The organism is Falsiroseomonas sp. E2-1-a20 (assembly GCF_051433195.1).
Taxonomy (GTDB): Bacteria; Pseudomonadota; Alphaproteobacteria; order Acetobacterales; family Acetobacteraceae; genus Falsiroseomonas.
The window spans coordinates 13,210-32,184 of the sequence record NZ_JBHMFT010000012.1; the positions used below are offsets into that span (position 1 = coordinate 13,210).

At 72.2% G+C, this 18,975-nt stretch carries 22 protein-coding genes; 8 read left to right on the forward strand and 14 right to left on the reverse strand.

All coding sequences use genetic code 11. From position 1 onward, the window contains the following. Window positions 1–33 precede the first annotated feature (33 nt). Genes ACFHPP_RS15595 through ACFHPP_RS15605 form a run of 3 tightly spaced genes read right to left on the reverse strand, consistent with a single transcriptional unit; the run spans window position 34 to window position 1,238 of the window. Window positions 34–324, reverse strand: a complete 291-nt coding sequence (locus tag ACFHPP_RS15595) for a flagellar hook-basal body complex protein FliE (RefSeq protein WP_437164171.1) — start codon at window positions 322–324, stop codon at window positions 34–36. Window positions 325–346: 22 nt separating this feature from the next. Next, on the reverse strand, window positions 347–772 hold the full coding sequence (flgC, locus tag ACFHPP_RS15600; RefSeq protein WP_437164172.1) for a flagellar basal body rod protein FlgC: 426 nt from the start codon (window positions 770–772) through the stop codon (window positions 347–349). Window positions 773–797: 25 nt separating this feature from the next. Beyond that, window positions 798–1,238: a flagellar basal body rod protein FlgB gene (locus ACFHPP_RS15605; RefSeq protein WP_437164173.1), complete on the reverse strand. Its 441-nt coding sequence runs from the start codon at window positions 1,236–1,238 to the stop codon at window positions 798–800. 31 nt (window positions 1,239–1,269) lie between these two features. Between ACFHPP_RS15605 and ACFHPP_RS15610 the strand changes: the two genes are divergently transcribed. The 4 genes from ACFHPP_RS15610 (at window position 1,270) to ACFHPP_RS15625 (ending at window position 4,274) form a co-directional block, all read left to right on the forward strand. Further along, window positions 1,270–1,656, forward strand: a complete 387-nt coding sequence (locus ACFHPP_RS15610; protein WP_437164174.1) for a hypothetical protein — start codon at window positions 1,270–1,272, stop codon at window positions 1,654–1,656. A gap of 46 nt (window positions 1,657–1,702) precedes the next feature. Beyond that, window positions 1,703–2,011, forward strand: coding sequence for a flagellar biosynthetic protein FliO (locus ACFHPP_RS15615; protein WP_437164175.1), 309 nt, complete (start codon window positions 1,703–1,705; stop codon window positions 2,009–2,011). Then, the gene (gene fliP, locus ACFHPP_RS15620) at window positions 2,008–2,727 is read left to right on the forward strand and encodes a flagellar type III secretion system pore protein FliP (RefSeq protein ID WP_437164176.1); all 720 of its coding nucleotides are present in this window, start codon (window positions 2,008–2,010) and stop codon (window positions 2,725–2,727) included. The genes ACFHPP_RS15615 and fliP overlap by 4 nt, the downstream gene beginning before the upstream one ends. A 98-nt stretch (window positions 2,728–2,825) precedes the next feature. Then, window positions 2,826–4,274 carry a hypothetical protein gene (locus ACFHPP_RS15625; protein WP_437164177.1) on the forward strand — a complete coding sequence of 483 codons (1,449 nt, stop codon included), beginning with the start codon at window positions 2,826–2,828 and terminating at the stop codon, window positions 4,272–4,274. A 12-nt stretch (window positions 4,275–4,286) separates the two neighbouring features. Here ACFHPP_RS15625 and speE read toward each other — a convergent pair whose 3' ends face one another. From speE to ACFHPP_RS15670, 9 genes are all read right to left on the reverse strand, one after another. Beyond that, the gene (gene speE, locus ACFHPP_RS15630) at window positions 4,287–5,156 is read right to left on the reverse strand and encodes a polyamine aminopropyltransferase (RefSeq protein WP_437164178.1); all 870 of its coding nucleotides are present in this window, start codon (window positions 5,154–5,156) and stop codon (window positions 4,287–4,289) included. A gap of 75 nt (window positions 5,157–5,231) precedes the next feature. After that, window positions 5,232–5,684: an adenosylmethionine decarboxylase gene (gene speD, locus ACFHPP_RS15635; protein WP_430667951.1), complete on the reverse strand. Its 453-nt coding sequence runs from the start codon at window positions 5,682–5,684 to the stop codon at window positions 5,232–5,234. Window positions 5,685–5,896: 212 nt separating this feature from the next. Next, complete coding sequence (locus tag ACFHPP_RS15640; RefSeq protein WP_437164179.1) at window positions 5,897–8,752, reverse strand: hypothetical protein; 2,856 nt, start codon at window positions 8,750–8,752, stop codon at window positions 5,897–5,899. A gap of 29 nt (window positions 8,753–8,781) precedes the next feature. Continuing rightward, window positions 8,782–9,420 carry a protein phosphatase CheZ gene (locus ACFHPP_RS15645; protein ID WP_437164180.1) on the reverse strand — a complete coding sequence of 213 codons (639 nt, stop codon included), beginning with the start codon at window positions 9,418–9,420 and terminating at the stop codon, window positions 8,782–8,784. After that, window positions 9,413–9,793: a chemotaxis response regulator CheY gene (locus tag ACFHPP_RS15650; RefSeq protein WP_430667954.1), complete on the reverse strand. Its 381-nt coding sequence runs from the start codon at window positions 9,791–9,793 to the stop codon at window positions 9,413–9,415. Before ACFHPP_RS15650 ends, ACFHPP_RS15645 begins: the two co-directional genes overlap by 8 nt. 47 nt (window positions 9,794–9,840) lie before the next feature. After that, complete coding sequence (locus ACFHPP_RS15655; RefSeq protein WP_437164181.1) at window positions 9,841–10,506, reverse strand: MotE family protein; 666 nt, start codon at window positions 10,504–10,506, stop codon at window positions 9,841–9,843. Further along, window positions 10,503–10,919 carry a DUF6468 domain-containing protein gene (locus ACFHPP_RS15660; protein ID WP_437164182.1) on the reverse strand — a complete coding sequence of 139 codons (417 nt, stop codon included), beginning with the start codon at window positions 10,917–10,919 and terminating at the stop codon, window positions 10,503–10,505. Before ACFHPP_RS15660 ends, ACFHPP_RS15655 begins: the two co-directional genes overlap by 4 nt. After that, on the reverse strand, window positions 10,916–12,028 hold the full coding sequence (fliM, locus tag ACFHPP_RS15665; RefSeq protein WP_437164183.1) for a flagellar motor switch protein FliM: 1,113 nt from the start codon (window positions 12,026–12,028) through the stop codon (window positions 10,916–10,918). Before fliM ends, ACFHPP_RS15660 begins: the two co-directional genes overlap by 4 nt. Further along, the gene (locus tag ACFHPP_RS15670) at window positions 12,025–12,552 is read right to left on the reverse strand and encodes a flagellar basal body-associated FliL family protein (RefSeq protein WP_437164184.1); all 528 of its coding nucleotides are present in this window, start codon (window positions 12,550–12,552) and stop codon (window positions 12,025–12,027) included. The genes fliM and ACFHPP_RS15670 overlap by 4 nt, the downstream gene beginning before the upstream one ends. Window positions 12,553–12,762: 210 nt before the next feature. Here ACFHPP_RS15670 and ACFHPP_RS15675 point away from each other — a divergent pair, with 210 nt between their 5' ends. The 4 genes from ACFHPP_RS15675 to flgH all read left to right on the forward strand — a co-directional run bounded on the left by ACFHPP_RS15675 (window position 12,763) and on the right by flgH (window position 16,016). Further along, on the forward strand, window positions 12,763–13,509 hold the full coding sequence (locus tag ACFHPP_RS15675; protein ID WP_437164185.1) for a flagellar hook basal-body protein: 747 nt from the start codon (window positions 12,763–12,765) through the stop codon (window positions 13,507–13,509). A gap of 76 nt (window positions 13,510–13,585) precedes the next feature. After that, a complete protein-coding gene (flgG, locus tag ACFHPP_RS15680) occupies window positions 13,586–14,371 on the forward strand; it encodes a flagellar basal-body rod protein FlgG (RefSeq protein ID WP_437164186.1) in 786 nt (261 codons plus the stop codon). A 2-nt stretch (window positions 14,372–14,373) separates the two neighbouring features. Next, the gene (flgA, locus tag ACFHPP_RS15685) at window positions 14,374–15,297 is read left to right on the forward strand and encodes a flagellar basal body P-ring formation chaperone FlgA (RefSeq protein WP_437164187.1); all 924 of its coding nucleotides are present in this window, start codon (window positions 14,374–14,376) and stop codon (window positions 15,295–15,297) included. Then, the gene (gene flgH / locus ACFHPP_RS15690) at window positions 15,294–16,016 is read left to right on the forward strand and encodes a flagellar basal body L-ring protein FlgH (RefSeq protein ID WP_437164188.1); all 723 of its coding nucleotides are present in this window, start codon (window positions 15,294–15,296) and stop codon (window positions 16,014–16,016) included. Before flgA ends, flgH begins: the two co-directional genes overlap by 4 nt. Before the next feature lie 60 nt (window positions 16,017–16,076). Here the strand turns inward: flgH and ACFHPP_RS15695 are convergent, their stop codons facing one another. Both ACFHPP_RS15695 and ACFHPP_RS15700 read right to left on the reverse strand, forming a co-directional pair. Beyond that, window positions 16,077–17,927 carry a TRAP transporter permease gene (locus ACFHPP_RS15695; RefSeq protein WP_437164189.1) on the reverse strand — a complete coding sequence of 617 codons (1,851 nt, stop codon included), beginning with the start codon at window positions 17,925–17,927 and terminating at the stop codon, window positions 16,077–16,079. Window positions 17,928–17,993: 66 nt separating this feature from the next. Continuing rightward, window positions 17,994–18,938, reverse strand: coding sequence for a TAXI family TRAP transporter solute-binding subunit (locus ACFHPP_RS15700; protein ID WP_437164190.1), 945 nt, complete (start codon window positions 18,936–18,938; stop codon window positions 17,994–17,996). Window positions 18,939–18,975: the final 37 nt, after the last annotated feature.

The window sequence follows — 18,975 nt, forward strand, 5'->3', positions numbered from 1 at the left end:
GGCCCTCCACGCGCGCGCCGCTTTCGGCCCGCATCAGATCGGCATCCGCATCACGTCCTGGTACGCCGCGACCACGCGGTCGCGCAGCGACACGGCGGTCTGCAAGGCGAGCTCGGCGCGGGAGATGGCGAGCACCGCCTCCGTCACGCTGCCCTGCCCCATGAGGGCCTGGGTCGAGGTGGCCTCGGCGCTGCGGCCGACCTCGATGCCGGATTCCAGCGCGCGGGTCATCGCCGCGCCGAAACCGGTGCCGGCGGGTTCGGCGCCGGCCGGACGGGCGGCGGAGGCATAGGCGGCGGCGGCCTGGACGGCACCGACCGGCATCAGCGCGATGACCTAGCGGCGGTCATCGCAGCGCCTCGATGGCGCGGGTCAGCATGCCGCGGGTGGTCTCCAGCACGGACAGGTTGGCGCTGTAGCCGCGCTGCGCCTCCCGCATGTCCATCACCTCCACCACGCTGTCGACATTCGGCGTCTTCACGTAGCCCCGCGCATCGGCGGCGGGATGGGCCGGGTCGAAGCGCGTCGGGAAATCGCCGGGCGCGGTGCCGATGCGGGAGACGGCAACGGTCTCCGTGCCCGCGCCGGATCCGCTGCCCAGGGCGCGGTCCAGCCGGTTGGCGAAGCTGACGGTGCGGCGGCGATAGGGGTCGGCGCCGGCGGATTCCCCGGTGCTGTCGCGGTTGGCGAGGTTTTCCGCCACCACCCGCAGCCGGGTGGACTGCGCCGCCATGCCGGCGGCGGAAATGCGCAATGCGCGGTCGAGATCCATGCCTGGCCTCCTCCTGACGCCCCGCTCAGCCCTGGCGGCCGAGCGCGAGGCGGAACATGCCCGTGAAGCTGCGATGCACCTGCATGGCGAGCGCATGCGCGGTGTCGGTCTCCGCGATGCGCACCGCCTCCCGGTCCAGGGACACGGCGTTGCCATCCGGCGCGGCCTCGGCCACCGAACGATCCTCCCTTCCGCCATCGCGGGCGCGACCGCCGGCGTGCAGGTGGTTGGGGGCGGTGCGCGCCAGGGGGGGCTGCATCGTGCCGGCCAGCATGCGGGCGAAGGGCGTGAGATCCCGCGGGCGGAACTCCGGCGTGTCCGCATTGGCGATGTTCTGCGCCAGCACGGCCTGCCGCCGGTCCAGCCAGCCGAGACGCCGCGCGGCGAGGTCCAGCGGTTCGGCGCGCGGGCCGGGGCGGCTCAGTCCAGTGCCCAGACCGGGCGGGGTGAGGTTCAGGGGCTCCATGCGGCGCATCCTGCCGCGCGGACATGAATCAATGGTTGCCACCCCGGGCTGCATTGCGCGGTCCGGGGCGAATGGCATCTTCGCGGGCCGCATCAAGGATTTGTTCACCCGGGCCTGCGCCAATAGGGGCATGTCGGATGATCTCAGCCCGGGCCACGCCGCCGCCTTCCCTGACGCAGGCCTGCACGCACGCGCCGTGCAGGCGGCGATCGAGGCGATGGGCGGCACCGTGCTGATGGCGCGCGCCCTGGTGGAATCGGGGCGGCGGGTGGATCTCGAGGGGCTGGACCGCGACGCCACCGCGCTGTGTGCCGCCGTTCTCGGCCTGGCCGGGGACCAGGGAAGGCTGCTGCGCCCGGCGCTGGAGGGGCTGCTGCGGCAGGTCGACGGCCTGCTGGCCGAGGTGGCGCGCAACTGAAGCGACACGGCGCCCAGGACGGGTCGCCGGATGCAGGGGTGTCAGGATGACCGAAGCGAGCCTGCCGAGCGCGGCGCTGACCGCCCTCGCCGCATTGCTGGCCGTGCTCGCGGCGCTGCTGCTGGCCGGGCGTGCCGCACGGGCGGCCGGCATGGGCGCACGGCCGGGCAAGCGCCTGGCGGTGGAGGAGACGTTGGCGCTGGACGGCCGGCGGCGGCTGACCCTTTTGCGCTGCGAGGGCCGCCAGCTGCTGCTGCTGACCGGTGGGGCGCAGGAGGTGGTGGTGGGGTGGCTGCCGCCGGACCCGGCCGCGCCTGCGCCCGGGTCACTATCGTCCGGGGCGCCGCCGCGATGAGGTGGCTGGTCCTGGCGCTGCTGCTGCTGCCGGGCACGCTGGCGGCGCAGAGCCTGAACCTCGACCTCGGCGCGGGCCAGGCCGGGACCACGGCGCGGCTGCTGCAATTCACCGCGCTGATCGGGCTGCTGTCGCTGGCGCCGTCGCTGCTGGTGATGATGACCGCCTTCGCGCGCATCGCCATCGTGCTGGCCCTGCTGCGCAGTGCCATCGGCGCGCCCTCCATCCCGCCCAACCCGGTGCTGATCGGCCTCGCGCTGTTCCTGACCCTGTTCGTGATGGAGCCGGTGCTGCTGCAATCCTGGCAGCAGGGCATCCTGCCGATGGCGGAGGGGCGCATCGGCGAGCTTGCGGGGATGCAGGCGGCGGCCGAGCCGTTCCGACTCTTCATGGCGGCCCAGGTGCGCGACGACGACCTGGCGCTGTTCCTCGACCTCGCGGACCTGCCGATGGTGGGCGCGGCGGAGGCGCCGTGGCGGGCGCTGACTCCGGCCTTCATGGTCAGCGAATTGCGCCGCGACTTCGAAATCGGGTTCCTGGTGTTCCTGCCCTTCCTGGTGATCGACCTGGTGGCGGCCAGCCTGCTGATGTCGCTCGGCATGATGATGCTGCCGCCGACCGTGGTGGCGCTGCCCTTCAAGCTGGCCTTCTTCGTGCTGGTCGATGGCTGGCGGCTGATCGCGGGAAGCCTGGTGCAGGGATTCGCGCCGGGCTGAGCGCGGTGCGGCGCCGGTGAAATGCGCGAAACCAAATAGTCGTTGCGCCGCTTGCGCCGCGCGCCGCACCGTCAGGTTCCGTTTTTCCGGGGTGCGTCATGCCACGCTGGATCATCGCCCTGTCGCTGGTCTGCGCGTTGTCGGCGACTCTGCTCGGCGCCCTTTGGGCGACGCTGCTGCCGGCCCGGGCCGCCCTGGCGCAGGCGCCGGCGCGGGAATCGCGCATTGTCCAGTGCAGCGTGCCGGCGTCCCGCGACGTGCCGTGGCAGGTGGGGTCCGGCTTCATGGTGCTGGGCGATGTCGCGCAGCACCTGACCGTCAGCGCGCCGGCACTGCCGTTGCAGGCGGTGCGGCAAACCTCCAAGGCCGTGCCGACGCTGGAGCTGACGTTGTCCCGGCCGAGCTGGTTGACGCCTGTGGAATGGCGCAACGCCTGGTTCGAGGCGGTGGTGTATCCCGCCGACCGATCGCCGGTGGCCTTGCGGGAAGCCGACCTGACGCGCGGCACGGTGCTGCCGCCAACACCAAATGACGACGAGACGACCGTTTCCGCCGTCTTCCCGGCACTGGAGGCGGGATGGCGACCTTCCTACTGGGAGGTGGTGCTGCTGCTTTGCGTCGATCCGGTGGAATCGCTGAACCCGCTGCGGGCGAATGGCCGGGAGCTGCGCGCCTATGCGCGGCAGCCGATGTTCGTCTCCAAGCTGCGCACCTCGGCCTCGGCCGGGCTGGCGACGAGCCTGCTGGCCTATCTGCTGCTGGGCTTCGCGGCGATGCAGATCCATCAGCGGCAATATGCGCATAGCCGCGCGCTGCTCGGCAGCGGCGCGCCGAGTGCCTATGGCTATGCGCTGCGGCCGACGGTGATCGCGCAGGACAGCTTCGGCTATTGCAGCCTTTCGCGCTTCCAGGTGCTGCTGTTCACGCTCGTGCTGGCCGGCGTCTATGCGTATGTGATGGCGCGGACCGGGGAGTTGCCGAACCTCAGCACCAGCGTGCTGACGCTGCTCGGCGTGACGCTGACGGGTTCCACCCTGGCGCGGCTGACCGAAGGCTCGGTGATGCACACGCAGAACCGCATGTGGCTGTTCGGCACCGGCGTGCTGGACCCGGCGCCGCGGCTGCCGCGCTGGACGGACCTGGTGGAATCCGATGGCGAGATCGACGTGACGCGGGTGCAGGCGCTGCTGTTCAGCCTGTTTGCCGCGATCGCGCTGGTGGTCACCGGCACCGGCGACCTGGCCAATTTCGAGATTCCGGACCAGCTGGTGACGCTGATCGGCATCAGCCAGGCGGTCTATGTCGCCGGCCGCGCCCTGCCGCGGGATTCGGCGAAGCGGCTGAACGAGGAAGTGGCGGCGATCCGCGATGCGGAAGCGCGCGCGCTGGCCAACCCGGCGGACGCAACCGCATTGAAGGATTTCGAGACGGCGCGCAACGCGGTGGCGGCCTCGCTGCGCGACGTGTTCAGCGAGCGGTTCCAGGACATGCGGCTGCGGACGCTGAGGCCCGGCGACCGGGTGCCGCCGGCGGTGGAGCCGGCCTGAGGCTGCGCGCCGTCAGCCCCGCGGCAGGTGCATGCCGATGTAGGGCGGCAGGTTGAAGGCACCGACATGGATTTCGGGAGTCCAGTAGCGCGTGGTGTCCAGCACGCCGGCGACATCGGCGCGGCGGCGGATCTCGGCGACGTCCACATGCCGGCAGCCGGCATCCTTGGCGGCCCAGCCCAGCGTCATGAAGCCGCCGACATAGGTCGGCACGGCGGCGACATAGGCGAAGACGTCGGGGAAGGATTTGGCGCGGCGGAGCGAGGTCTGGCGCAGTTCCTCCGCCTGCATGAAGGGCACGCCGCACTGGTTCACCACCAGGCCGCGGTCGGACAGCAGGCGGGCGCAGTTCGCGTAGAACTCGTCGGTGAACAGTACCTCCCCCACCCCGATGGGATCGGTGCTGTCGACGATGACCACGTCGTAGCTGCCGGCCTCGGCCTGGCGGACATGGTCTATGCCGTCGCCGACGATGACGGTGGCGCGCGGGTCGGTCCAGGCATCGCCGCCGATGCCGGGCAGGTGTTCCTTGGCGAGGCGGATGACCTCCCCGTCGATTTCCACCATCACGGCACGCTCGACGGTGCGGTGCTGCAGCACGCGCCGCAGCACGCCGCCATCGCCGGCGCCGATGATCAGCACGCGCTTCGCGTCGCCATGCGCCAGCAGCGGCACATGGGCGAGCATTTCCTGGTAGACGAACTCATCCGCCTCCGTGATCTGGACCACGCCGTCCAGCAGCATGACGCGGCCATGCAGGTGGCTTTCGAAGATGCGGATGTCCTGGAACTCCGACTTCACATGCGCCAGGTCGCGCTTCACCAGGAAGCGCTGGCCCCATTCGGCGTAGAGCGTCTCGTTCACCCAGGTCTCGTCGGCCATCGTCGCTCTCCGCACGCGAAAAAAGGGCGGACCCTGCGGTCCGCCCCGAACCCGTCCGGCCCCTGGGGGCCGGGATCAGCCGATCAGGCCGCGCTTGTGCTCGGCAAGCTGCACGCGCTCGGCAAGGAAGCCCTTCTTCAGCGCCGGCAGCGCCTTGTAGGGGTCGCAGTCGCCGCAGACGAAGATGTCGAGCGCCGCGTAGTCGCGTTCCGGCCAGGTGTGGATCGACACATGGCTTTCGGCCAGCACCAGCACGCCGCTGACGCCACCATTCGGGGAGAAGTGGTGGAAGTGGCCGTGCAGGATGGTGGCGCCGGTGGCCAGCGCGCCCTCGCGCAGCACCGCGTCGATATGGTCGGGGTCGTCGAGATTCGTCGCCCCCCACAGGTCGATGATCAGATGCGTTCCCGCATACCGCACGCCGTTGCGATGGACGAAATAGTCCTTCGTTTCCGCCGAGCGGTTCTCATCAATCTGGGCGTCGCTCGGGAGATCCGAGACCATCCCCAGTTGGACGAGAGCTTCCATGTTCAGGGCTCCTTCCAGCCAGCAGATGACCGGGATGATCGCTCGCCGCGGGAGTGCGGCTGTTCAAAGCAGATCGGGTCAAGGCGGCGGCATATGGGGCAAAGCCGGGGGGGGTGCAAGCGAAATCGGGACCGAACGCCGCAAAAAAACATGGTCCCCCCCCGGGGGGGACCGGTAAACGCTCCGGCCCCCCCCGGGGGGTCGCCGGAAGATCATCTTGTCACAGGGGTTTCGCTCCGAAACCCGTCCAGTCGGGAGGGCAGGCCGCGCGCGACATCAAGCTCCCGGCCCAGGCGTGGCAGGTCGGACAGGCCGGCGACGCGGTCCGCCGTGAGCAGGGTGAAGGCGTCCGAGAGCGTGCCGCCCATGCGGCCCTGTTCTTCCGCCCGCAACGCCGCCAGCGCCGAATCGTCGCCGGCCAGCGTCAGCAGCGCCGCCAGGCGGGCGACCAGGGGCTGGTGTTCGGCGAGGAGCGGCGCGGGCGGCGGCGGGGCCACGGCATCCAGGTGCTGGCGCAGTGCGGCGGCGGCACCCGGCCAATCCTGCTTCTCCTCCAGCAGCGTCGCGAGTTCGGCCGCCGCCGCGGGGCCTGCGGCGCGGTATCGCGCAACCGCCTCCGGCACCCGCCCGGCACGCGCCAGGGCACGGGCCTCCAGCAGGTGACGCTGCCGGGTGAGATCGGGCGACAGCCCCTCCCCCGCCGTATCGGCAAGCGCGGCCAGCGCCGCCGGGTGGTCGCCGGCCGCCAGGCCAAGGCCGGCGAGGCGGGCGCCGATGCGGCCGCGCGCCTCGGCATCCGGGGCGCGGGCGATGGCGCCGCGCAGCACGTGGCTGGCGCGGTCCAGCAGGTCCAGCGCCGCCAGCCGGTCCGCCAGCGAACCAAGGGCCCGTTCGGACGCCTCGCCCGGCGGCAGCATCTCCGCATGGGCGTCGTAGAGGACCACCGCTTCCAGCGGCGGCGCCTTGTCCAGCGCGCCGAGCAGGGCGGCGACCTGCCGCTCCCGCAGGCCGGGGGCGAGGTCGGGGAAGATCGCCGCCGTCTCCCGCAGCAGGTCGAAGGCGCCGCGCCAGTCGCCGGCCTGCTGGCGCAGCTCCGCGAGGCGGGACCGGCCCTCGGTCTCCAGCGCATCGCCGCGCCAGGCGGCGAGGGTGGCTTCGAGCGCGGCGGCGGCGCCGGCGGCGTCGATCAGGCCGGTTGCAAGCCGCAGTTCGGCGGCGCGGCGCATGGCGATGGCCCGCGCCCGGCGGTCGCGGCCGGCGGCCAGGGCGTCGTAGGCGGCCAGCGCCGGGGCCGTGGCGCCCTCGGCTTCCAGGATGCGGGCACGGGCGAGCGCCAGGGGCGGATCCTCCTGGTCCCGCGCCGCGAGCAGGCGGCGGGCGGCGGCGGGCTCGCCCCCGGCGGCCAGCGCCTCCGCCGCCAGGGGCGCGAGGCGGGCCTGCAACGGCTCGGGGTAGGCCAGCAGCAGCGGCAGGCCGGCGGCGACGGCGGCGGCGCCATCCTGGCCGCGCGCGGCGGCGAGCAGGCCGCGCCACAGCGCCACCTCGTCGTTTTCGGGCAGGCGCGGGTGGTCCAGGCCGCCGGCTTCCGCCAGGCGCCCGGACAGCAGGGCGGTGGCGCCGGCCAGGGCGCGGGCGCGCGGGGTTTCGGCCAGCGCCGGATCCTCCCGCGTCGCCAGGCCCACCATGGCCTGCGCTTCCTGTGGCAGGCCCAGCGCCAGCAGGGCTTCCGCCGCCTGCAACCGGGGCGGGCCGCGGCCGAGCGGCGGGCTGGCGGCCACGGCGGCGGTGGCGCCGCGGGCACGTTCCTGCAGCGCGGTCAGCGACTCGGCCGGCAGGTCGAAGATGCGGGTCATGGACGCGGCGGCCGCGGCGGCGCCCGGCGTCTCGGGGCCGAGCGCCAGCTCCGCGCCGGGCGCGGCGCCGGCCACGAAGCGGCCTTCCAGCACCCGCAGCGTCACGGTATCGGCGCGCGGCAGCAGCGCGGCGCCGAGGCGGGTCGGCAGCAATTCGAAGATCGCGGCGCGGCGGCCGGCGGGCACGGCTTCCGCCCCGTCCCGGACGGTGCCGACCAGCAGCGAGGTGCCGGTCTCCGGGTCGAGGACGGAGACGCTGCCGAGGCCGCGTGTGGCGCGCAAGACCAGGCGGATCGGCGGGCCGGGTTCGACCTCCGGCAGGATGGCGCGCAGCGCGACCTCGCCGGCGGGCTGGTCGAGCAGCCAGGCCTGGCCTTCCCGCCGCAGGCGCGGATTGGGCAGGGCCGCGGCCGGCAGGCGCAGCGTCGTCGCCTGCGGGCCGCTGCTGGTTTCGGCATTGGCGAAGGTTGGATCGGCGCGGAGTGCCGTGAGGTCGAGCGGCTGCGGCTGGTCCAGCACCAGCATCCACAGGCCGCCGCGGCGGAACAGCGCGGCACCGGTCTCCGCGCCGGCCGGGATGGACAGCGTGGGGCCGGGCAGCAGGCGGATGGCGAGGCCGGGCGTGGCGGCGGGCGATGTCACAGGTGCGGGGACTGGCGACGGGGCGGGCGGCGCCAGCGGTTGCACGGACACCGGTTCCCGCGGTGCGGCCTGCACGATGACGGGTGCCTCGGCGGGCGGCGGCACGGCGCGCTGGAAGGGCGCGTTCCCGGCCGGTGCCGGGCGGGCGGCCGGTGCAACGGACCCTGCCGGTGGCGCCACATTTTGCGCCGGGCGGGCTGATGCGGCGGGCGTGTCGCGCCTGGCATCCAGCAGGTCCAGCACCACGCGGTTGCCGAGCCGGAAATGTCGCAGGCGCGTGCCGGGCGCGGTGGTGATCTCGGCGCGGGCGCCGTCCGAGGTCAGGCCGCGCAGGTTGCGGACCGGGCGCCGCGCTGCGGCCAGGTCGAAGGCGGCGGGGCTGGCGAAGTGCAGGACGATGCGGCCCTCGCTTTCCTCCACGCGGTAGTCGACCGTGGCGGGCCAGTCGAACACCACCCGGCCGAAGCCGGGATGGTCACCGACGCGCACGCCGACCCGGTCCTGCGCCAGGACAGGGGCCGCGACCAGGAGGGCCAGGGCGAGGCCGGCCGCGCCGGAAAGGCCACGCAACATCCGCCTGCCCTTCCCGTGCCGCGCCATGGTCAGTCGAAATCCGCCAGCAGCTTGTCGATATCGGCCTGGCTGACGCCGGCGCCGGGAAGCTGCGGGCCATGCGCCAGGCGGCGGCCCTCGGTTTCGGGCTCCGCGGGCGGGGCCGGCGAAGGGTCGGGTGGTGGCCCATGGGCGGCGGCGGCGCCGAAACGGGAGGTGACCTGCGCAACCCGCGCCTCGATCGCCTTCAGTGCCGAGACCACCTTGCCGATGCGCTGGCCGGTGATGTCCTGGAAGCTGCAGGCTTCGTAGATGCGGGTGACGGCGGTGCCCAGCGCCTCCGCCTCCGCCCCGCCGACGCGCGCGGCGACGCCTTCCAGCGTCTCGCACACATCCAGGATCTCGTTGGTCGCGGCGGCGGTGTGGCCGACGATCGCATCCAGCTCATCCGTCGCCGTCGGGATGTGGCTGATGGTGATGTCCTCGACCTGCAGCGAGGCGATTTCCTGCTTGGCGCGCGCCACGGTGCGGCCGAGCCCTTCCAGCTCCGCCAGCAGCGAGGCCTCGACCAGCGTCAGGTCGCCGGACATGCTGCCGAGCACGGCGCGCACGGCCGCGTCGATGCGCGCATCGCCTGCGACGATCCGCGCCGCCTCCGGGTCCACGGGCGCGATGATTCCGTCAGGCATTCGCCATCACCTTCTCGATCTTGCCGCGCAGCGTCTCGGCGTTGAAGGGCTTGACGATGTAGTTGGAGACGCCGGCCTGCTTGGCGGCGACCACGTTTTCCGTCTTGCTCTCGGCGGTGATCATGATGAAGGGGGTGGATTTCAGCCGCGCGTCGGCGCGCACCTCCTTCAGCAGGTCGAGGCCCGTCATCGGCGCCATGTTCCAGTCACTGATGACCAGGCCGAAATTGCCGGCGCGCATCTTGGCCAGCGCCTCCGTCCCGTCCATCGCTTCCTCGACATTCTCGAAGTCGAGCTGCTTCAGCAGGTTGCGGATGATCCGCAGCATCGTCTTGTAGTCGTCCACGATGAGGACCGACGTGTTCTTGTCCATCTGGCCATGCGCCCTTTCAACCGATCCATCCGCCATCCTGGCGCCACCTACTGTGCCGCGACGCGGCCGGCGCGCAGGCGCGCCAACTCCGCCGTCAGCAGCCGCGCCCGGTCCGGGCGCATGGCGCCCATCACCGGTGCGGCCTTCGCTTCCCGCATCTGGTCCATCAGCCGGACCAGGACGGGCATTTCCAGCTCGTCGAAGATCACCGCCGCGTCGCGCGGCCGCATGCCTTCGTAGAGCTTCACCAGGCCCCGCATCCCGGCTTCCTCGCGGGTCGCGCGGTCCTGTTCCATCGCCTCCAGCCGGCGTTGCAGCGCGACCAGTTCCTCGACGCGCTGGGCCAGGCGGCGCTCGGCGGCGGCGACCAGGGTTTCGCGGGCGACGGCCTGCGCCTCCCGCTGCTCGATCGCGGCGCGGCGGGCGCGCAACTGCTCCAGCACTGCGCGTTCCGCGGCCTGTTCGGCGGCGGGTGCGGGCGACGTGGGTGGCGGCGCCGCAGCCGGCGCGGCGGCGGCCGGCGGCGTTGTGGGCGCCTGGGCCTGGGGCGCCTGGGACTGGGGCGCCTGGGACTGGGGCGCCTGGGCCTGAGCCTGGGCGATCCCCGGCCACGCCACCTCGCCCGCGCGCCACAGGCGTTCCGCCTTGACCACGGCGAGCAGCGCCATCAGGCCGAAGCAGACCGGCAGCAGGCGGAGGCGCGGGATCGTCATCGGCCACCCCGCAGCGCCCGCAACAATTCGCGCTCGGCCTCGCTGCGCGGCGCGGGGCCGGCGGCGGGCGGCGGTTCGGCGGCGGCCGGGCGGGCCTGGCGCACCAGGCCATCCAGCCGGTCGGCCAGCATCTCCGCGCGTTCCGTCAGGAAGCGCAGATCCTCGCGCAGCGGCGTCGCTTCCGCCACGCGCTCGGCGACGTTGCGGCCGGCCTGTTCGGCGGTGGCGCGCAGCCGCGCCAGCGTGGCCTCCGCCGCATCCCCCGCGGCGGAGATGCCGGCGGCGCCGGCCTCCATCGCGGCACCCTCGCGGCGCAGCGCGGCGATCTGGCGTTCCAGCCGCCAGCCGAAGGGCACCGCGATGGCCAGCAGCAGCAGCAGCGCGCCCTGGGCGGCCCACTCGATCAGGCTCATGCGCCGCGTCCCTCCAGCCGGGCCTGGATCGCCGCCGGCGATACCTCCCGCCCATTGTCGATGCGCACGGCGAGGCGATTCTCCCGCCGGCCGAGTTGCCCCTCGAACAGCGGCACGTCGCCGCAGCGCAGCCGCACCGGCGCGCCGGAGGGCGAGGCCAGCATCAGGCGATCGCCGACATTCAGCCGCAGCACCTGCGACAGCAGCATGGTCTGCTCATCCAGCACCACGTCCAGCGCCACCTCGGTCTGGCGCAGTTCCTCCGCCAGGTGGGTTTCCCAGATGCTGTCGCGGCCGAAGCGTTCGCCCATGAATTGCTGCAGCAGCAATTCGCGCACCGGCTCCAGCGTCGCATAGGGCAGCAGGATGTCGATGAGGCCGCCGCGATCCTCCATGTCCACCCGTAGCCGGGCCAGCACGGCGGCGTTCGACAGGCGGGAGACGGCGGCGAAGCGCGGATTGACCTCCAGCCGGTCGAAGCGGAAGTCGATCGGGCACAGCGGCTCGAAGGCCGCGCGCAGGTCGCCGAGCACCACGGTGATCAGGCGCTCGACCAGCGTGCGCTCGATGGTGGTGTAGGGCCGGCCCTCGATGCGCATGGCGGCGGTGCCCCGCCGGCCGCCGAGCAGCACGTCCACCACCGAATAGATCAGGCTGCTGTCGACCACGACCAGCCCGTAATTGTCCCACTGCTCCGCCTTGTAGACCGCCAGCATGGCGGGCAGCGGGATGGAGTTCAGGTAGTCGCCGAAGCGCAGCGACGTCATCGCGTCGATACTGATCTCGACATTGTCGGAGGTGAAGTTGCGCAGCGTGGTGGACATCAGCCGGACCAGGCGATCGAACACGATCTCCAGCATCGGCAGGCGTTCATAGGCGATCAGGCCCGCGGAGATGATGCGCTCGATGCCGCTTTCGGCATCGTCGCCGGAGGGGCCGTTCTCGAAGCCCAGCAGGCTGTCGATCTCGGCCTGGTTGAGCACGCGCGCGGCATCGGCGGGCGGCGGGCCGGGGGCGGGCGCATCGTCGAAGGGGTCGGGCGCGCCGGCGGCATCGACCGAGGCGCCCCAGGCGGCGGCGAGTTCGTCCTCCTCCGGCGTGCCGCTCATTGGACCAGCATTTCCAGGAACAGCACGTCGGTGATGCGGGCCGGATGGGCGGCGAGCGTGGCGCGGGCGATCAACTCCTCCCGCAGCCGGTGCGTGCCGGCGCTGCCGCGCAGCTCATCCGGCCGCACCTCCCGCAGGTAGGTCTGGAACAGATCGAGCAGGCGCGGCATCGCCGCGGTCACCGCGGCCGCGTCCTCTGCCTTGCTGATCTCGAGCTTGGCGCGCAGGCGGACGAAGACCGGGCGGCGGCCTGGCGCGTTCAGGTTGGTGATGATTTCCGGCAGCTCGACGAAGGCGGGCGGGCTGCGCGGTGGCGGCGCGGGCTCGGCGGGGGTTTCGGCGGCGGGCGGTTCCGCGTTCAGGCCGAGCAGGCCGGGCAGGATGCCGCTGAACCACAGCCCGGCCCCGGCGCCGAGCAACAGGACGGGCAGCAGGATCAGCAGCAGCTTCTTCCTGCCGCCGCCTTTCTTCGGGTCGGCCGGGGCCGCCCCCGCCGCCGCATCCATCTTGGCTGCCGCCGCCATTCGTCCGTCCGAGCCTTCCTGCCGTGTCCGTGTCGCGTCGTCCTCCGGGCACCATGACGCAGCGGGCTTGAGGGAGGGTTAAAGCGACCGGTGTTTGCCGGGTGGCGGCGAATTCTGCCGGACGGGCGGCAGAAGCTGCGCGGCCCGGGCGCGCACCGGCTGGCACACGGCTTGCCCTGTGCCTGGCGGAACGCGGAGCCTGATCGACCCATGGACAGCCCCGGCTACATCGTCCTGTCGCGCCTGGTGGCGCAGAGCCGCGCCTCGGCGGTGACGGCGAACAACATTGCCAACGCCGATACGCCGGGCTTCCGCGCCGCGCGGCCGCTGTTCGGCACGGTGCTGGAGCGGCAGCTGGATGCGGCGGTCCCCTCCGGCGGCCGCGACCTGGCCTTCGCGCAGGACCGCGCCACCTGGCGCGACACGGCGCCGGGGCCGCTGGCCGCCACCGGCAACCCGCTGGACCTGGCGCTGGCGGCGCCGGAGGGATTCTTCGCCGTGGAGACGCCGCGCGGCGAACGCTTCACCCGCGCCGGCCGCTTCACGCTGGACAATGAGCGACGCGTGGCGGACGCCGAAGGCAACCCGGTGCTGAGCACCACCGGCCAGCCGATCCGCGTCGCCGAGGGCGACAGCCGGATCGAGGTGATGGGCGACGGCACGCTGCGCACCGAGACCGGCCCGGTGGCGCAGTTGCGCGTGGTGCGGTTCGAGGACCGGCAGCGGCTGAACGCGGAGGGCGACCGGCTGTTCGCGGCGCCGGAGGACATGCCGGGCGAGGCGGTGGAGCGTCCCGGCGTGGTGCAGGGCGCGATGGAGGGCAGCAACGTCCGCCCGGTGATCGAGCTGACCCGGATGACCGAGGACCTGCGGGAATTCCAGTTCGTGGCGCAGATGGCGGAACGCGAGGGCGAACGGCTGGGCAGCGCGGTGGAGCGGATATTGCGGCGGAAGTAGCGCGGCGGCGCGGCCCCCCTCACCCCGACCCTCTCCCCCCATTGGGGGGAGAGGGAGAGAAAAAGGAACAAGAAGAATGCGCAGCCTGCATATCGCCGGGACCGGCATGATGGCCCAGCAGACCAACGTCGAGGTCATCTCCAACAACATAGCGAACATGAGCACCACCGGCTACAAGCGCCGGCGCGCGGAATTCCAGGACCTGATCTACCAGAACATGCGCCGCGTCGGCTCGCAGTCCGCCGATACCGGCAGCGTGCTGCCCTCCGGCGCGCAGGTCGGGCTCGGCGTGAAGACCGGGGCGGTGTACCGGATCTCGGAACAGGGCAGCCTGTCGCAGACCGAGAACCGCTTCGACATGGCGATCCGCGGCAACGGCTATTTCCAGGTCACGCTGCCCTCCGGCGAGACCGCCTATACCCGCGACGGCACCTTCGCGCTGTCGCCGGAAGGCATCATCGTCACGGCCGATGGCTACGTGGTGCAGCCCGGCATCGCGGTGCCGGCGGCGGCGCGCGACGTGACCATCAACGCGACGGGCGAGGTGCTGGCCAAGCTGGACGGCCAGGTGGACCCGCAGAATGTCGGGCAGATCCAGCTCGCCATCTTCGCCAACGAGACCGGGCTGGAGGCGGTGGGCGACAATCTGCTGCTGGCGACGCCGGGCTCCGGCGCGGCGCAGCAGGGGGCGGCGGGCACGCCGGGCTTCGGCCAGGTGCTGCAGGGCTTCGTCGAGACCAGCAACGTGAACGTGGTGCAGGAGATCACCAACCTGATTACCGCGCAGCGCGCCTATGAGATGAACAGCAAGGTGATCTCGGCCAGCGACGAGATGCTCTCCACCCTGTCGCGGCTGCGGTGAGCATGATGCGCCGGCTGCTGCTGCTGCTGCTCTGCCTCGGCGCCCCGGCGGCGGCGCAGGACCTGCCCACGCTGCGGCCCTTCGCGACGGTGGAGGACGCCACCGTGCGGCTGGAGGACCTGTTCGACGGGCTGGGGGCGCGCGGCGCGACGGCGCTCGGCCCGGCGCCGCCGCCGGGGCAGCGGCTGGTGGTGGAGGCGGCGCAACTGGCCGCCATCGCCCGGCGGCACGACATCGCCTGGCAGCCCAGCGGCGGCGCCGATCGCGTGGTGCTGGACCGGCCGGGCCGCGCCCTGACGGAGGAGGAGGTGCTGGATGCGCTGCGCCAGGTGCTGGGGCCCCAGGGGGTGGAGGAGGCGGCGGACCTCGTGCTGAGTGGGTTCAGCGCGCCGCTGCTGCCGCCCGCCGCCCTGCCGCAGATCCTGGTGGAACAGGCGCGCTACGAGGCCGGCAGCGGACGCTTCGGCGCCAGCCTCGCCGTGACGGCGGAGGGCATGAAGACGCAGCGCATCCGGCTCGCGGGCCGCGTGGTGGCGACGCATCCGGTGCTGGTCGCGGTGCGGCGGATGGCGGTGGGCGAGGTGCTGCGGCCGGAGGATGTGCGGCTGGTGCGGCTGCCGTCCAGCCAGGGCCGCCCCGGTGCGGCGGAGCGTGCCGACCAGGCGGTGGGACAGGCGCTGCGGCGGCCGGCGGCGGCGGGGCAGCCGCTGCTGCTGGCGAGCCTGGCGCCGCCGCTCGTGATCGAGCGCGGTGCCACGGTGACCCTGCACTACGAGACACGCGGGCTGGCCATCACGGCGCAGGGGCGCGCCATGGAAGGCGCGGCGCGCGGGGCGGTGGTGCCGGTGATGAATCTCGGCAGCCGGATCATCGTGGAGGGGCGCGCGATGGGGCCGGGCCAGGTGCGGGTGGAGGCGGGGCGATGAGGCGCCTTGCCCTGGTGCTGCTGCTGGCCCTGCCGGCCTGTGAACGCCTCTCGGAGGTTGGGCGGGCCCCGATGATGGCGGCGATGGACAACCCGACCGCCGCGCCGGGCTACCAGCCGGTGTCGATGCCGATGCCGGCGGCGCAGACGCCGAACCATGGCGGCAACAGCCTGTGGCGCCCCGGCAGCCGCACCTTCCTGCGCGACCAGCGGGCCGCGGCGGTGGGCGACCTGATCACGGTGCTGGTCAGCATCCAGGACACCGCGCAGTTGCAGAACACCACGGCGCGCGAGAGGGAGGGGACGGATACCATCGGCCTGCCGCGGCTGTTCGGCCTGGAATCCTCGCTGACGCGCATCCTGCCGAACACCATCGATCCCTCCGCCCTGGTGCAGACCAACGGCGCGCAGACCACCAACGGCACCGGCTCCGTCCGCCGGACGGAAACGGTGACGCTGCGGCTGGCAGCGACCGTCACGCAGGCGCTGCCGAACGGCAACCTGGTGGTGGCCGGCCGGCAGCAGGTGCGGGTGAACCATGAGTTGCGCGACCTGCAGGTGACGGGCGTGATCCGGCCGCAGGATATCGGCAGCGACAACACGGTGCGGCACGACCGGCTGGCGGAGGCGCGGATCGCCTATGGCGGGCGGGGCACCATCTCCGATGTCCAGGCGCCGCGGATCGGGCAGCAGCTCCTGGACATCGTCTCGCCGTTCTGAGCCGGTTTATCTGGCGCATTCTCCGAGTCGTCAGGCGTATCCGCCCGACTCGTCAATGCTTCAGATCACGGCCGGCCGGCGGCGCTGGATCAATTGCAGCAGCAGCACGCCGCCGCCGAAGACGATGCCGATGCCGTCCGTCAGCAGGCCCGGCTTGATCAGGGCGAGGGCGGCGATGAACAGCGCCACCCTTTCCCACATCGGCATCGGCCGCAGCAGGTAGGCGTGCAGCGAGGCAGCCAGCAGCAGGCAGCCGGCGGTGGCGCTGGCGACCGCGAAGATCACCTCGCTCCAGGTGCCGATCAGCAGCAGGGCGGGCTGGAAGACGAAGATGAAGGGCACGATGAAGCCGGCCGCGCCGATCTTCATCGCGGCCCAGCCGGAACTCCACATGTCCGTCTTGGCGAGGCCGGCGGCGGCGAAGACCGCCAGCGCCACCGGCGGGGTGATGGCGGACAGGATGGCGAAGTAGAAGGCGAACAGGTGCGCCGCCGGCACCACCACGCCCATGGCGATCAGCGCCGGCACCAGCAGCGAGACCATGACGATGTAGGCCGGCGTGGTCGGCATCCCCATGCCGAGGATGATGCCGGCCATCATGGTCAGGATCAGCGCGAAGATCAGGTTGTTGTTGGCGACGTTGACGACGAGCTGGGTGAAGGTGATGCCGAGGCCGGTGAGTGCGATCAGCCCGATGACGATGCCGGCGCAGGCGCAGGCCATCGCGATGCCGAGCGAGTTGCGCGCGCCGTCCAGCATCGCATCCCACACCCCGCCGAGGGTCACATGGTGGCGGCTGTTGGCGCGCAGCGCGGCGGCCGGGAAGCAGGACAGGGTCGCGACCAGCGCCACCAGCGGCGCGGAATAGCCGCCGAACAGGCCGATGATGATGACCAGGATCGGCAGGAACAGGTGCCAGCTTTCGCGCATCACGTCGCCGAGGCGCGGCACCTCGTGGTCCGGCAGGCCGGCGAGGCCGGCGCGCTTCGCCTCGAAATGCACCGCGGCGAAGGTGGCGACATAATAAAGGAGTGCCGGGATCAGCGCCCAGGTGACGACCTGGAGGTAGGAGACGCCGAGGAACTCCGCCATGACGAAGGCGGCCGCCCCCATGATCGGCGGCATGATCTGCCCGCCGGTGCTGGCCACCGCCTCCACGCCCGCGGCGAATTGCGGACGGAAGCCGCTGCGCTTCATCAGCGGGATCGTCACCTGCCCCGTCACCATCACGTTGGCGACGGCGGAGCCGGAGACGGAGCCGAACAGGGAGGAGGACACCACGGCGACCTTGCCCGGTCCGCCGCTGCTGCGGCCGGTCAGGGCGAGCGCGAAATCCATGAACAGCTTGCCGACTCCCGATCTCTCCATGAACGAGCCGAACAGCACGAAGATCACGACGAAGCCGGCGGAGACGCCGAGCGTCGAGCCGAAGATGCCGTCCGTGGTCAGGTACAGCTGGTCCAGGATCGCCAGCGCGCCGACGTCGGTGAAGAAGTAGGACCACACCAGGAAGACGCTGGCGGTGATCGGCAGGGCGAGGCCGATGACGCGGCGCGTCGCCTCCAGGATCAGGACCGTCAGCAGCCAGCCGCCGATGATGTCCGCGGGGCGCGGGTCGTCGATGTAGGGAATGCGGTTGACCAGCCAGTCATACTCCACGAACAGCCGGCCGACGGCCCAGATGGACAGGGCGCAGAGCAGCCAGTCCTCCGGTCCCGGCGCGCGGCGTTCGCCATCCTGGCCCTTCCGCAGCGGGAACATGATGAAGACCAGCGACATGGCGAACAGCAGGTGGGTGCCGCGGAAGATCACCGCCTCGGGCGGCGACAGGGCGATGGCCCACATGTGGTAGATCGCCATCGCCGCGGCGATGGTGCCGGCCAGGCCGTGCATGGCGCGCGCGTAGGTCATCCGCTGGTCCTAATCGAATGGGCGGTCGGGGCCTGCCGCTGCGGCAGGCCCCAGGTGGTCAGCGGCTCAGCGGGCAGCGGCTTCGCGGTAGAAGCGGGCGGCACCGGGGTGCATCGGCACGCCGATATCGGCCGCGGCGGTCGCCGGCGTGCTGTTGCGCATGGCGCTGACGATGTTGCGCAGCGTGTCCACGTTGTCCCACAGCAGCTTCACCATCTGGTAGACCTGCTCCTCGTTGCGGTCGCAGTTGGTGATCAGGTGCGCGGTGTAGGTGATCTGCACCGGCGTGCCCTGCTGCTGCGGATAGGTGTTGGCCGGCAGCGCCTCCCCCTGGTAGCCCGGGTTGATGGCGCGCATGCGCTCCACATAGGGCGCCAGGTCGATGATCCGCATCTGCCGCGCGCTGGCCAGGTCCATCACGGAGCTCGCCGGGATGGTGGTGCCGAGGGTGAAGACCTGCGCATGGCCGTCCCGCAGCAGGCCCACCGCATCGGTGTAGCTGGACTGGAAGCTGGCGCGCACGTCGCTGTAGGACATGCCGGCGGCCTGCAGGATGTGCTGCGTGACCACTTCCGCCGTGTTGCCGCGCGGCTGCAGCGCGATCGGGCGGCCGCGCATGTCCTCGATCCGGTTGATGCCGGAATCGGCCAGCGCGATCACCTGGAACCACTGCGGGTACAGCGAGCCGATGTTGCAGACATTGCTCACCTTCTCCGGGAAGGGGGCGTTGCCGGCGATGCCGTCGACGGTGCTGATGGAGTTGCCGAAGGCGACGCTGGCGCGGCCGCCGCCGATGCCACGGACATTGGCGACGCCGGCACCCGGCAGGGTCTGCACGGTGATGCCGGGGATGGCGCGTTCCCAGATGTTCTTCAGCGCGCCGGCAATCGGCACCCAGGCGCCGCCCTGCGGGCCGGTCATGAAGCGCAGGGTCTCCTGAGCCGAGACGGGGGCGGCGAGGGACAGGCTGCCGGCAAGGCCGAGCGCCATCACCGCGGTGAGGTTCTTCATTTTATCATCTCCCAGCAAGTTCTTGGACGGCCCTGTT

Bases quoted from the DNA above. Each gene is read 5' to 3' on its own strand.
- ACFHPP_RS15595 (WP_437164171.1), bottom strand. From the start codon at position 324: ATGCCGGTCGGTGCCGTCCAGGCCGCCGCCGCCTATGCCTCCGCCGCC.
- flgC (WP_437164172.1), bottom strand. From the start codon at position 772: ATGGATCTCGACCGCGCATTGCGCATTTCCGCCGCCGGCATGGCGGCG.
- ACFHPP_RS15605 (WP_437164173.1), bottom strand. From the start codon at position 1,238: ATGGAGCCCCTGAACCTCACCCCGCCCGGTCTGGGCACTGGACTGAGC.
- ACFHPP_RS15610 (WP_437164174.1), top strand. From the start codon at position 1,270: ATGGTTGCCACCCCGGGCTGCATTGCGCGGTCCGGGGCGAATGGCATC.
- ACFHPP_RS15615 (WP_437164175.1), top strand. From the start codon at position 1,703: ATGACCGAAGCGAGCCTGCCGAGCGCGGCGCTGACCGCCCTCGCCGCA.
- fliP (WP_437164176.1), top strand. From the start codon at position 2,008: ATGAGGTGGCTGGTCCTGGCGCTGCTGCTGCTGCCGGGCACGCTGGCG.
- ACFHPP_RS15625 (WP_437164177.1), top strand. From the start codon at position 2,826: ATGCCACGCTGGATCATCGCCCTGTCGCTGGTCTGCGCGTTGTCGGCG.
- speE (WP_437164178.1), bottom strand. From the start codon at position 5,156: ATGGCCGACGAGACCTGGGTGAACGAGACGCTCTACGCCGAATGGGGC.
- speD (WP_430667951.1), bottom strand. From the start codon at position 5,684: ATGGAAGCTCTCGTCCAACTGGGGATGGTCTCGGATCTCCCGAGCGAC.
- ACFHPP_RS15640 (WP_437164179.1), bottom strand. From the start codon at position 8,752: ATGTTGCGTGGCCTTTCCGGCGCGGCCGGCCTCGCCCTGGCCCTCCTG.
- ACFHPP_RS15645 (WP_437164180.1), bottom strand. From the start codon at position 9,420: ATGCCTGACGGAATCATCGCGCCCGTGGACCCGGAGGCGGCGCGGATC.
- ACFHPP_RS15650 (WP_430667954.1), bottom strand. From the start codon at position 9,793: ATGGACAAGAACACGTCGGTCCTCATCGTGGACGACTACAAGACGATG.
- ACFHPP_RS15655 (WP_437164181.1), bottom strand. From the start codon at position 10,506: ATGACGATCCCGCGCCTCCGCCTGCTGCCGGTCTGCTTCGGCCTGATG.
- ACFHPP_RS15660 (WP_437164182.1), bottom strand. From the start codon at position 10,919: ATGAGCCTGATCGAGTGGGCCGCCCAGGGCGCGCTGCTGCTGCTGCTG.
- fliM (WP_437164183.1), bottom strand. From the start codon at position 12,028: ATGAGCGGCACGCCGGAGGAGGACGAACTCGCCGCCGCCTGGGGCGCC.
- ACFHPP_RS15670 (WP_437164184.1), bottom strand. From the start codon at position 12,552: ATGGCGGCGGCAGCCAAGATGGATGCGGCGGCGGGGGCGGCCCCGGCC.
- ACFHPP_RS15675 (WP_437164185.1), top strand. From the start codon at position 12,763: ATGGACAGCCCCGGCTACATCGTCCTGTCGCGCCTGGTGGCGCAGAGC.
- flgG (WP_437164186.1), top strand. From the start codon at position 13,586: ATGCGCAGCCTGCATATCGCCGGGACCGGCATGATGGCCCAGCAGACC.
- flgA (WP_437164187.1), top strand. From the start codon at position 14,374: ATGATGCGCCGGCTGCTGCTGCTGCTGCTCTGCCTCGGCGCCCCGGCG.
- flgH (WP_437164188.1), top strand. From the start codon at position 15,294: ATGAGGCGCCTTGCCCTGGTGCTGCTGCTGGCCCTGCCGGCCTGTGAA.
- ACFHPP_RS15695 (WP_437164189.1), bottom strand. From the start codon at position 17,927: ATGACCTACGCGCGCGCCATGCACGGCCTGGCCGGCACCATCGCCGCG.
- ACFHPP_RS15700 (WP_437164190.1), bottom strand. From the start codon at position 18,938: ATGAAGAACCTCACCGCGGTGATGGCGCTCGGCCTTGCCGGCAGCCTG.